Raw genomic sequence first — 12,517 nt, 5'->3', positions numbered from 1 at the left:
ACGAACCAGGTCTTAGTGTTACTTGGAGGCTAGTGACTTTGTGGCTGGTAACAAAAAACAAATATCATGAACAAAGTAGTACAAAATGCAAGGGAAGCGATTGCCGGTATTCAAAGCGGCATGACATTAATGGTTGGAGGCTTCGGGCTTTGCGGCATCCCGGAAAACTGCATTCAGGCGCTTACCGAAACCGATCTGAACGGGCTTACCTGTATTTCCAACAACGCCGGTGTAGATGGTTTTGGCCTGGGCCTCCTGCTGCAGAAAAAACAGATCAAAAAAATGATCTCCTCCTATGTAGGAGAAAACGCCGAGTTTGAGCGGCAGTTGTTACATGGAGAACTGGAGGTGGAGCTGATTCCCCAGGGCACCCTGGCCGAGCGCTGCCGTGCAGGCGGGGCGGGCATCCCCGCCTTTTACGTACCAGCGGGTTATGGCACCGAAGTAGCCGAGGGCAAAGAAATACGGGAGTTCAACGGAAAGCCGCATTTGCTGGAGCATGCGCTGACCGCAGATTTCGCCATTGTAAAAGCCTGGAAGGGCGATACCCATGGCAACCTCATTTATAAAGAAACCGCCGGCAACTTCAATCATCCTATGGCCACAGCAGGAAAGATCACCATTGCTGAAGTAGAAGAGCTGGTACCGGCGGGGCAACTGAATCCTATGCAGATCCATACACCCGGGGTATATGTACAACGGATCTTCCAGGGCATGCATTATGAAAAAAGAATTGAGCAACTGACGGAGCAATAATTTGAAAATTTGAAGATGTGGCAATTTGAAAATGCCGCGTCTTTCATTTTCAAATCTTCAAATCTGCTAATTTTCAAATTGACAAAATGAGCCTTACAAAACAACAAATCGCACAACGCATCGCACAGGAATTAAAAGACGGGTACTATGTAAACTTAGGCATCGGCATTCCTACCCTGGTAGCCAATTATATTCCCGAAGGTATTGAAGTGGTGCTGCAGTCGGAAAACGGCATGCTGGGCATGGGTCCGTTTCCGAAAAAGGGCACGGCCGATCCGGACCTGATCAACGCCGGTAAACAAACGGTTACCATCCGGCCCGGGGGAGCGTTCTTTGATTCGGCCACCAGTTTTGCCATGATCCGCGGTGGTCATATCGACCTTACCGTGCTGGGCGCTTTTGAAGTAAGCGATACCGGCGATATTGCCAGCTGGAAAATCCCCGGCAAAATGGTAAAAGGCATGGGCGGGGCTATGGACCTGGTAGCCGCTGCCAAAAATATCATCGTGGCCATGCAGCATACGAGCAAGGACGGGCAATCCAAACTGTTAAAACAATGCACCCTTCCGCTTACCGGTGTAAAATGCATCAAAAAAATTGTGACCGACCTGGCGGTGCTTGAAGTTACAGACGAAGGGTTTGTATTACTGGAGCGCGCGCCCGGTGTATCGGTTGAAGATATCAAAAAAGCAACCGAGGGCCGGCTGGTGATCAAAGGTGATATACCGGAGATTGCACTGGCATAAGCACCGGCTTTGTTCAGTCGATCCGAAATGCAGTCGAAGAGTAATTTTTAAATCAGGCTTTTGAGTGGCCTTCATTTTACCGCTCCGCCCCGCAGTTTTTCTCCGGAAGGTGCAAATCCCCGGAGATGTCATCCGGGAAAACCTGGTGCTGCACCTTGCTTCGCCGGCCAGTACAAAAGAAGAAATGGAAGCACAGTTAAAATTGGCTGAAGCGGTAACCGGAACGGGGATCAACAACGGCCCCTGCGCTGGTTTACACCTCGAGCCAGGTTCCTTTGATTTTTGCAATTTCGATCAGCCGCAGCCCTGCCGCGGTCATTTTTCCATCCACGATCATCCGTTTCGCCCTTTCGATATTGGGGGCGCTCCAGTTGCTTTTCTTCGGGTTGCGGGGTGAAAAGGTAAGGTAATAGCTTTCCGCGTCCCGTTTCTTACAAAGGCTGTCGATCCAGCCAAAACAAAGCGCCTCTTCCGTAGCTTCAATGCGGTCCACCGAAGGTGTTTTACAGCCCTTGTGAAAAAGGATCAGCCATACCGGTTCCTGTTTGCCGGCATGCTTTTGGAGCCAGGTACGCCACTGGCGGCGGTTTTTGGCATACACGGCCATTTTTCCATCTTTTATCTCCATGGTTAAAGGGGTTTATCTTTTTCAAACAATTCAGCTTGTTCTTCCTTAACGGACATCATCCTGAAAATAGCGCCAAACGGATCCACGACGGAAGCCGTTTCAAAAAGCCCCTTTCCCTCGCTATGGTCGGTAACCCGCTGTTGCCGGGTGGTTCCTTTTACCAACAGCCGGTAGAGTACGGTCTGCAGATCATTTACCTGTCTTTGAGCCATTGTTGTCATATCATCTGGTTTAAGTGATTCAACAATACAAAGCTATTCCGGAGTGGTGACAGCCTTATGTCAGCAGTATTTTAATTTATTTTACGCATGTACAAACGCCCGGAAGGCCGCCTCTGCAAATGGCAGCTTCCCCTAAAAACATCCGGGAACATTACCGTCTTTTCCCGTTACCCGCCCAGGCCGGTGCTATCGTTTCATAGTTGCTAAAAGGTTGCTTTCCCCTGCCGGAAGCCGGGGTCTGCGTGGACTTTACCACAACACCAACGTTGCCGGATTTCTTTGCTACAGGCCGTGCTGCAGGTTTTAAGAAACCGCGCAGCCGGGTGCTGTCCTTTGTTAGTTGAGTCCATTGTTCGGCCCGGATGGAGTCCGTCACATATTGCAACCGGTCATAATACCAGGGCACCAGGTTGGCATTAGCAATCCGTTCCAGGTCGGCCTTGCTTCTATTGGTCAAACTGTCCAGCAGGTATTGCTCCATCAGGATGCGGGCAATGGGCCCGGCCCAGGTACCTCCATAGCCGGCATTTTCCACCACCACCGCAATCGCAATTTTAGGATTGTTCTTTGGCGCAAAGCAGATGAACATGGAATTATCCTCCAGCTGTATGCGCCGGCCATCCAGTATGGTAGCATTTTCTGCCGTGCCGGTTTTGGCACACACTTCAATGCCGGGGATGGCAGCCACTTTTGCAGTGCCCTGGGTCACTACATCCTGCATCCCGTTAATGATGGCATCATAAGCAGCAATTGAAATATGCGTTAATGGTTCCTGCCGTTGCCGGTACTTTTGCAACAGCCGGGCGTCTGCCGGTGTTTCCCGCTCAACGCTGTTTACAAAATGCGGAATATAGTAATAACCCCTGTTGGCAATCATGCAGGCAGCATTGGCCAGCTGCAGGGGCGTAGCCAGCATCTTATCCTGCCCCATACCCAGGGTCAGATTGGTACAGGAGGTCCACTGGCCCTTATACTCCTTGTCATAAACCGCTACAGTGGGTATATTGCCTTTGTCTTCACTGGGCAGGTCTACCCCCAGGCGCACCCCCAGCCCCAGCTTGTGCATATACTCCTCCCATTTTTCATAGCCCCGTTTCACATCTCCGTATTTGGGGTTATCTACCGTAAGCCGGTAGGTATTAACGAAAAACGAATTGCAGGATTGGGCAATGGCCACGCGCAGGTTATCGGCATGCCCGGCCCAGGCTTCCAGGCAGCCTACCCTCCGGCCGCAGGCATCATAGCCGCCCCTGCAGGGATAGCCGGAAGCCGGGGTAATGACTCCTTCATCCAAAGCCACCAGTCCGCCCAGCGGTTTAAAGGTGGAACCCGGCGGATACCGGCCTTTAATGCCCCGGTTTAATAAAGGCCGCCTTACATCCAAGGCCATTTTTGCGTAGTTGGCATTTTTTTGCGGACCGGTAAGGTCATTGGGATTGAATACCGGGGCGGAGGCCATGGCCAGGATGCCGCCGGTTTGGGGATCCAGCGCCACCACAGCGCCCACTTTATGGGCCATCAGCTTTTCGGCCAGTACCTGCAGGTCCACATCCAGGTAGGTTTTTAGTCCCCTGCCCGCAATAGCCGTGGTATCAAAACTGCCATTTTCATAGGGCCCTACCAGGCGGTTCCTATGGTCTTTGATCATATATTGCACGCCCCGCCGCCCCATCAATATGTTTTCATACTGGTATTCCAGCCCGTTCTTACCCCTGTAGTCACCCATATGGTAAAAATTGCCAGATCCTTGTATATCTTTTTCATCTACCTCCCCAATATATCCCAGAAAGTGGGCCCCTATGTTATACGGATAGGTACGTACCGGGCGCTGCTGCAACGCAAAACCAGGAAAGCGCCAGCTGTTTTCCTCAAAGCGCGCCTGCAAACCTGGCTCCAGCAGCGACTGAAATACCGAGGGGCGCACCCGGGTGTTTTTTACAATGGCATTAACCATACGGCTCCGGAGCGTTGCCGTATCAATACCCATCAATTTACAAAATGCGGCCGTATCCAGGTGCTTTACTTCGGCCGGCGTTACCACCAGGTCAAACATGATGGTATTATTTAAAACGGGACGGCCTTTCCGGTCATAAATAATCCCCCGTTCCGGGTATATGATCTTTTGAAAAACGGCATTATCTTTTGCCAGCTCCAGGTACTTGCGGTTTACCAGCTGCAGGTTGGCCAACTGGGCCACAATCAGCGCAAATACACATAAAATAACCAGCTTTACCACATAGCCTCTCGGCTTATTGAATACGGGCATAACGGTGCTTAACGCGTTGTTGTTTAAAGTTGTTCTGGTATGGGTTTCATCGATCCTGTTTCCCGGAGGCGGGTATGCCAGCTCAGGGCTTCTTCCAGTATATGCGGGGTATGGCCACCCCTTTGGCAGGCCCGGTCAAAATACGACTGCAAAGCCTGCTTATAATCCGGGTGCACACAATGATCAATGATGGCCTGTGCCCTTTCCCGGGGCGCCAGGCCTCTCAGGTCGGCAATACCGGTCTCCGTAACCAGTATGTCTACATCATGCTCCGTATGGTCTACATGCGATACCATGGGCACAATATGGGAAATGGCATTTTCTTTCGATGCAGACGGTGTTACAAAAATGCTCAGGTAGGCATTGCGGGCAAAATCGCCGGAGCCGCCAATGCCGTTCATGATCTGTGTACCGCCGATATGAGTGGAGTTTACATTGCCATAGAGGTCAAATTCGATAGCGGTATTGATGGCAATCACCCCCAGCCGGCGAATCAGGCCCGGCGTATTGGAAATATTCTGCGGCCGCAACACAAATTTTTCCTTGTACTGCTGCAGGTTTTCAAATAACCGCCGGTGCCAAACTTCAGATACGGCCAGGGAGGAGGCGGAAGCAAAGGAAAGAATACCGGCATCCATCAGTTCAAACGTACTGTCCTGCAGTACTTCGGAAAATAGGGTCAGGTCATAAAAATTGCTCTGCCGGAACTCCGCTAATACGGCATTAGCCACCCGGCCGATGCCGGCCTGCAGGGGCAGGAGCCGGTCGGTAAGATGTCCCAGGGCTACCTCCGCCTCAAAAAAGTTAAGGATATGCGCGGCCATCGCCGTTGTTTTTTCATCTGGCGGCGCCATATCTGCAGGGCTGTCTGGGATATCTGTAAATACGATGGCGGCTATTTTATCCGGATCCACGGGAATGGATTTACGGCCGATCTTATTCCAGGGCGCTACAATGGGTATAACGTTCCGGTGCGGGTAATCTTCCGCCTGGTAAATATCATGGATTCCGTATACCTCCATGGGTATGGTGGTATTGATTTCGATGATCACCTGTTTGGCAAAGGCCGCAAAGGTTACCGAATTGCCTACGGAGGTGGTGGGTACCAGGCTGCCGTCGCGCTCAATAAAGGCTACTTCAATTACGGCCATGTCCAGCGGGTCGATGATCTTATTGTGGATCTGTTCTGCGCTTTCGCTCAGGTGCTGGTCAATAAACAGGACCTCACCCTGGTTGATCTTATCCCTTAGCACCTTGTCCACCTGAAAGGGCATCCGCTTTTTTAGGGCATGGGCGGCCGCCAGTTTTCCATCGGTACCATGCCCCAGGGAGGCGCCGGTAATCAGGTTGATCTTTAACGGTTCCTCTTGTGCACGTGCGGCCAATGCGGGCAATACCACCTTACTATCACCCGCCTTGGTAAAGCCGCTGGCCCCCACCGTCATGCCATCCCTGAATAATTTTACCGCTTCATCCACGGTGGTGATTTTACTTTTTAACCGCTCCAGCCGTATGCGTTCGTTAAACATGATCCCGGTTTTATAAATGATTGATTTTTACGAACCGCAAAATTACGGACCGGCCGTTATTGTACACTGATGCAAATCAGCAACCGGCATAATTTTTTGCAGGCACATTCCCGGCCGCCTTTGCCAGGTGCATTGACACGTATGATGGTCACAAAAAAAAGCCACCCGTACAACAGGCGGCCTATTAAAATAACAACTAAAAACCTAATTCTGCGCAGCCAGGCTGCGGAAGTCTACACTGACCAGCTTGCTCACCCCCGGCTCCTGCATGGTAACCCCGTAAATCACATCCACGGTGCTCATGGTGGTTTTATTGTGCGTTACAATAATGAACTGGGAGTTTTGGCTAAACTGGCGGATCATATTGGTAAACTTGCCCACGTTGGCATCATCCAGCGGCGCATCCACCTCATCCAGGATACAGAAGGGTGCCGGCTTAATGAGGTAGATGGCAAAGAGCAGCGCCGTTGCGGTCAGGGTACGTTCGCCCCCGCTCAGCTGTGTTAGTGAGGTGGGCCGTTTGCCCTTGGGCTTGGCCACTACATCAATACCCGTTTCTGCCAGGTTCTCCGGGTTTTCCAACACCAGGTCGCACTGGTCGTCTTCCGTAAACAGCGATTTAAATACCTTCATAAAGTTTTCCCGCACCCGGTTAAAGGTATCCAGGAACTTCTGGTTGGCGGTAGTCTCTACTTCCTCAATGGTCTTTAATAAACTCTCCTTGGCATTGACCAGGTCGCTCTTCTGTTCTACAATAAACTCGTAGCGCTTTTTCATTTCGGTAAAGGCTTCTATGGCCGTGGGGTTTACCTCGCCCAGGTTCTCCAGTCGCTTCTTCATCCGGTCGGCCTTTTCCTGCAATTCTTCCACGGCGGTTTCGCTGCTGCGTGGGTCATCCAGGATGTCTTCAATCTGGATCTTGAACTCCACATTCAGCCGCTCGCGCGTACCGGCCAGCTGCAGCTTCAGCTCATTCAGCTTGTCTTTTATGGCGGCCAGCAGGTGCTCTACCTGCTCCTTTTCGCGGATCTTATGCCGCAGTTCGCTTTCCTTTTCATTGAGCACATTCCGCATGTTGTAGTACGACTGGTCGGCCTCGTTCAGCGTTTGCTGGTCCTGCTCGCGGCTGCGGATCAGACCCAGCAGGGCTTCCTCAATTTCCTTCAGCGCGTTTTCAGAACTTACGATCTCGCCCCCGGTATCGGACAGCTGCACGGTGCTTTGCGCTATCTGGCGCTTCAGTTCCTCCAGCTGGTTGGTCTTAAAGTTCAGCTCCTGTTTCAGCGCGGTTACCTTGCTTTGCTGGCGGGTTACGTTCAGGTTAAACTCGTTAAACTGCGCCGTAGCCTCCTGGTAGCTGCCTTCGGCCTGTTTAAAGGTATCTTCCGCCTCTGCCAGTTTGTTGGCATTCTGCTGCAATATTTCTGTAAACTCTTCCAGCGACTGGCGTACGCCCGCTATGGAGCTTTGGGTATGCTGTAATTGTTCGGTCAGCTCTTCCAGCCGGTTTTTGGCGGCGCTTTGCTGGCTTTGCAGGTTCTCCGATCGGTTCTGCAGGGCAAAAACGGCATTGGTCAGCTCCTGTATTTCTTTCTGGGTTTCTTTAATGGCGTTTTCCCGCAGGTCTTCATTAAAGGCAATCACTTCATTGTGCCGGGCCTGTATCTGCGCCCGCAGTTGCTGCACCACTTCATCCTGTGCCGCAATATCCTCCTGCAGTTTTTCCAAGTTCTTTACCCGGCCGATCTTCTTTCCCTCAATCATGCCCACACTACCGCCGGTAAGGGTAAATTTGCCTTTTACAAACTTTCCTTTCTTTTCAATCACCACGGAGCCGTTGCTGTTCTCCAGGGCCGCTTCGCCCTCGGCAATAAATACATTACCCAGCAGGTGCTCTGCCAGTTTGCGGTATTTGGCTTCCACCTCTATTACGTCCAGTGCCGGCAGGGCGCCTTCCAGGCGATGGCCGCTGTTGTCCGCGGTTTCGCCAATTTTATTCAACAAAAAGAAATTCGCCTTTCCTTTTTTCTGGTCGCTTAGCAAATGCACGGCCTGCAAGCCCTGCTGCAGGTCTTCCACCACATAGTAGTTCAGGTAGGGTTCCAGCACGTTTTCCAGCGCGGTACGGTATTCTTCCTTTACATACAGGATATCGGAAAGAATGGGCGCCTGCGTATTCCAGTCTTTATTATTGTGCAGGAACTTTACACTCTCCGGATAGCCTTCCATGGAGTCAATCATGCTTTTAAGCAGGTCGTGCTCATTACGCTTGGCATCCAGCACCCGGTTTTCATCTGCCAGCTGATTACGCAGCTCCTCCACAATACCCTGTGTTTGCAGGATCTGCTCCTTGGTATGGTCGTGGTGTGCCTGCAGTTGCTCCAGGGAGGCGTTCTTTTCCTCCAGTTCGCGTTCCTTCTGCTGGTGATCGGCCTGCACTTTTTGTAGGTGCTCTTCCCGCTGGGCCGATTCATCTTCCATTTGCTGAATGGTGCGCTGCAGGTTTTGTACAGAGGTATCGGCTACCGCCACTTTCTTTTCTGCTTCAAACTGCTCCCGCTGTACCTGCTGGTATTCCATCCGCAAGCTATCCACGCCGTGGCGCTGTTCATCCAGTATGTTGCGGCGGCGGGTTACCTCATCGCGGTAGTTTTCCAGTTGTTCCGTAAGCCCTTCATGTGCTTTTTCCTCATCGCCCACCTGTTGCTGGGTAAAAGCAATGCTTTCTTCAATGCCTTTTAGTTGGGCGTCCGACTTGGAAAGAAATTCCTGCAGCCCGGTTTCCCGCTCCTTCAGGTATTGCAGGCGCTGTACGGCCAGGTTTTTATCGCCTTCCTTGGTGCGCACCTGTTGTACCAGCTCATTGTAGGCCGCCTGCATGCTTTGCAGGGCCCGTTCTTTTTCAATAAACACCAGCTTTTCCTGCTCTATCTGTGCTTCGGCTGTGGCAATTTCCGCCTCCAGCTTTACCGATTTATCGGTTTCTGCCTGCTGTTGTTCATTCAGTTCTTTATAGGTAAGGTTAAACCCTTCCAGTGCCGCCTTGGCCAGCTCAATGCTCACCTCGCGGTATTCTTTTTTAATTTCGTGGTATTTTTCCGCCTTTTTAGCCTGGCTTTCCAGGGCCTTTAGCTGGTTGTTTATTTCAAACAGCAGGTCTTCAATCCGGTTCAGGTCCTGTTCTGTAGCATCCAGCTTTTGCTTGGCCTCTTTTTTACGGGTTTTATAAATGGAAATACCGGCGGCCTGCTCCAGCATGCGGCGGCGGCTATTGTCCTTATCCTTAATCAGGTCATCCACCATATCCAGCGCAATAATGGCGTAGGAGTCGGTGCTTACCCCGGTATCCATAAACAGGTTCTGGATGTCCTTCAGGCGGCACTGCACATCATTGAGGCGGTATTCGCTTTCCCCGCTTTTATAAAACTTTCGGGTAATGCGTACGGTGCTAAACTCTGTGGGCAGGAGGTTCTTGGTATTTTCAAAGGTAAGGCTTACCTCTGCCAGGCCGCTGGCGGAGCGGGTTTTTGACCCGTTAAACACCAGGGAGTCCAGGTTCTCGCTCCGGAGGGCGCTGATCTTTTGTTCGCCAATCACCCAGCGGATACTGTCCACAATATTGGATTTTCCACACCCATTCGGCCCCACAATGCCGGTAATATTGTCGTCGAAATTAACGACCGTTTTATCGGCAAAACTCTTAAACCCCTTTATTTCAAGACTTTTTAAACGCACAGTATTTTTCCGTTTTATTGTATAGGCGAAAATAACGGTTCCGGCCCCAATGCTAAAGCCTGTTTTTGCACACCAATGGGTGGAAAACAGGGTAAAAACGTGGAAAAGCTGTGGATAACCCCACCCCAATCCCGCCGGGCCTGCACTGCGGCGTATGGCCGTGCAAAGGGGATAATTCCTGCGAAAGGGCTCCTAAACCGTCGGTTTACAGGGTATAACAGCTGTATTTGCCAATTGTTGGCAGCGGTTATTTTAGGGGGCCGGGGATACAATTAACGGCGGGAATTATGACTGCGGGGGCACGCCAAACTGCTGAAACACGGTTCGTTCATCTACCGGGTAATAGGTCGTTCCTAGTATAGTGTTAATGATCACTGCATTCCTGTAAGGGCCCAACCCTAATTCCGGAGCAGTAAAACCATGGGTATGCATTTCTGCATTTTGAACGAACAACGTATGATTTTCATCAATGGTATATCTACGCGTAATGTCAAACTTACCCTGAGCGTCAAAACGGACTAAATGCCGCAGCGATTTCAAAAAGGGAGGCGGCGCTGCTTTATATCCGGTCGCCAGTACTACGTGATCTGCCCCTAGTTCAAACACCTGGTCCTGCTCTTCATGATGAAACCGCAACCTCCAGTCTTTGCCATTTGAGGAAGCAATTCCCATTAAGGTCACATTCGTCATCAAGGTTGCGGGGACAGTAACCCCCTCCGTCATCAACTCGTATAACCGGTCATAAATGGCATTGATAAGCTGATAATTGATACCCTTGTATAAAGTGTCCTGCTGCTTTATGGTAAATGGTTTCCGGCTTTCGGATAAACGATAGAAATAATCGATATATGCCGGTGTTGCCATTTCAAAACTCAGTTTTGTATGTTCCATTGAAAAAAACCTTGGTGATCGTGTCATCCAGGATAAGTGCTGACCCGTTTCCTGGCCTGTTTGCAGCAGATCATAAAAAATCTCAGCGGCACTTTGTCCCGACCCTACTACCACTATTTTTCTTGAGCTTAATAAAGCGTTCCTATGCTTCAGGTATTGTGACGAATGCAAAATCTGATCGCCCTGCAGTGGAGCCGCAAAATCAGGAACCGCCGGCTGTGTTCCTACACCGATAACTACATAACGGGCGAATATCCTTCTTTTTGTACCGGCAAGAGGATGGATGCCCATTATCAGGTAACATTTTTGATCTTCCTGGTAGCAAATGTCCGTAACACGCCAGTTAAACTGCAGGTTAGACAATTGATCGCATACCCAACGGCAATACCGGTTGTATTCGCGACGGGTGATAACATTATTCTCATGAATGCCAAACTGCAATAAGCGCCCCTGCTTTCTCAAAAAATTGAGATAGGTAAATGAACTGCAAGGGTCCGCCAGTGTTACCAGGTCGGCCAGGTAAGACACCTGCAACGTGCTGCCGGGCAAAAGCATTCCTGCGTGCCAGTTAAACTCTGGCTGTGCTTCCAGGAAAATTGTTTGTAACGAGCGGATAGGCGAGCACAAGGCTGCCAAACCGAGATTGAAAGGACCTATACCGATACCGGCAATATCGTAAATACGATTATCTCCCATGGTTCACACTTTTTATTTTTTTTATGCCTGCCAATACAGCTGCCAATATCAGAAAACTTGTAGTAGTTGTCATGCACAATGCCAACAGTGACGGAATTGTCTTCAGCTGGTTATACCCGAACAGCGGAAAACACCAGAAAATAACGATCCACTGCAGTATATAAGCAAGCATGATATTGTCGCTCAGCCATTGCAACAAATGAAACAGATAATTACCCCGGATCTTTTTTGCAAGCCAGATAAATAACAGGCTCCACCCCAGTGCAAGTCCTATGTGAAATAACGTTCTTCCTCTTCCCAGCCGGTAAAATTCAGCTTGCCACCCAACCGGTTCGGTTAATGATAACAGGTACCCCATCAGCATAAGACCTGGCACCAGCAGCAACAGCAGCTTATTAAAACGTAGATGTTCTAGCTTTAAAAGCAGTGTGCCCACAATCAATCCGGCTAAAGGATATAACAGCCAGGGAAATAACGGAAAGAAAGTATAAGGCGGTTTCCCGTTCAGCAATGCCAAAGGAATGGTCAATAGCCCCGCCTCCCGAATCGACCATGTAAGAGGCATGATCAGTAATACAATTAAAAATATAATGGCGAAACCAACTACATTCCGTATTCCTTTTTTTATTAAGGCACAGCAGGCATAGGCAATGGCTGCAAACTGGAGAATATCGCCGGTTAAAAACAGATGCATCGCCACACGCTCAGTTACTCCATTATCGCTTAAGAACTGCGGTGGAATCCATCCCCAATAGTAGGGCATGAGCAGTTTAAATACATTGAGCAGGTAGCCGGCCAGCAGCAGGATTAACATCCGCTTTAAAATATAAGCGGATGTCTTATCTCGCCCCAGGGCAATAAACATTCCCATTAGAAGCATGAATAAGGGAGCCCCGGAAGTTTCTGCAAGAAAGCCGAGTACCGCGCCTATAGGCCCCCGTTTTACTGCAAATGTGCTATATAACAACACAGTGTGAATGGCTGGCATCACCAGTACGACAAAACCGCGGGCCAATGCAAAACCTTTTCGTTGGTATGGTGTTAGCATA

The 12,517-nt window shown here is 50.3% G+C and carries 9 protein-coding genes; 2 read left to right on the top strand and 7 right to left on the bottom strand.

What is annotated here, in order from left to right; translation table 11 throughout:
- Positions 1 to 66: 66 nt before the first annotated feature.
- Together LL912_RS22985 and LL912_RS22980 are read left to right on the top strand one after the other, a co-directional pair.
- Positions 67 to 756, top strand: a complete 690-nt coding sequence (locus tag LL912_RS22985; protein WP_235555962.1) for a CoA transferase subunit A — start codon at positions 67 to 69, stop codon at positions 754 to 756.
- An 86-nt stretch (positions 757 to 842) separates the two neighbouring features.
- Entirely contained in the window at positions 843 to 1,502 is a 660-nt protein-coding gene (locus LL912_RS22980; RefSeq protein ID WP_235555961.1) for a CoA transferase subunit B, read from the top strand.
- A gap of 253 nt (positions 1,503 to 1,755) precedes the next feature.
- On the opposite strand, the gene LL912_RS22975 is transcribed toward LL912_RS22980, so the two are convergent.
- From LL912_RS22975 to LL912_RS22945, 7 genes are all read right to left on the bottom strand, one after another.
- Positions 1,756 to 2,130, bottom strand: coding sequence for a YdeI/OmpD-associated family protein (locus tag LL912_RS22975; RefSeq protein ID WP_235555960.1), 375 nt, complete (start codon positions 2,128 to 2,130; stop codon positions 1,756 to 1,758).
- A gap of 2 nt (positions 2,131 to 2,132) precedes the next feature.
- Positions 2,133 to 2,351 (bottom strand): hypothetical protein, encoded by a 219-nt coding sequence (locus LL912_RS22970; RefSeq protein ID WP_235555959.1) that lies wholly within the window; start codon positions 2,349 to 2,351, stop codon positions 2,133 to 2,135.
- Positions 2,352 to 2,502: 151 nt separating this feature from the next.
- The gene (gene mrdA / locus LL912_RS22965) at positions 2,503 to 4,617 is read right to left on the bottom strand and encodes a penicillin-binding protein 2 (protein WP_235555958.1); all 2,115 of its coding nucleotides are present in this window, start codon (positions 4,615 to 4,617) and stop codon (positions 2,503 to 2,505) included.
- A 23-nt stretch (positions 4,618 to 4,640) separates the two neighbouring features.
- Positions 4,641 to 6,146 carry a succinate CoA transferase gene (locus LL912_RS22960; protein WP_235555957.1) on the bottom strand — a complete coding sequence of 502 codons (1,506 nt, stop codon included), beginning with the start codon at positions 6,144 to 6,146 and terminating at the stop codon, positions 4,641 to 4,643.
- A 204-nt stretch (positions 6,147 to 6,350) separates the two neighbouring features.
- Entirely contained in the window at positions 6,351 to 9,881 is a 3,531-nt protein-coding gene (gene smc, locus LL912_RS22955) for a chromosome segregation protein SMC (protein ID WP_235555956.1), read from the bottom strand.
- A gap of 285 nt (positions 9,882 to 10,166) precedes the next feature.
- Positions 10,167 to 11,468 carry a lysine N(6)-hydroxylase/L-ornithine N(5)-oxygenase family protein gene (locus LL912_RS22950; protein WP_235555955.1) on the bottom strand — a complete coding sequence of 434 codons (1,302 nt, stop codon included), beginning with the start codon at positions 11,466 to 11,468 and terminating at the stop codon, positions 10,167 to 10,169.
- Positions 11,458 to 12,516, bottom strand: coding sequence for a heparan-alpha-glucosaminide N-acetyltransferase domain-containing protein (locus LL912_RS22945; RefSeq protein WP_235555954.1), 1,059 nt, complete (start codon positions 12,514 to 12,516; stop codon positions 11,458 to 11,460). The genes LL912_RS22950 and LL912_RS22945 overlap by 11 nt, the downstream gene beginning before the upstream one ends.
- Position 12,517: the final 1 nt, after the last annotated feature.

This window comes from Niabella agricola, assembly GCF_021538615.1.
GTDB lineage: Bacteria > Bacteroidota > Bacteroidia > Chitinophagales > Chitinophagaceae > Niabella > Niabella agricola.
The sequence above is the reverse complement of the archived record's forward strand: the minus strand, read 5'-3'. Positions and strand labels throughout refer to the sequence as shown.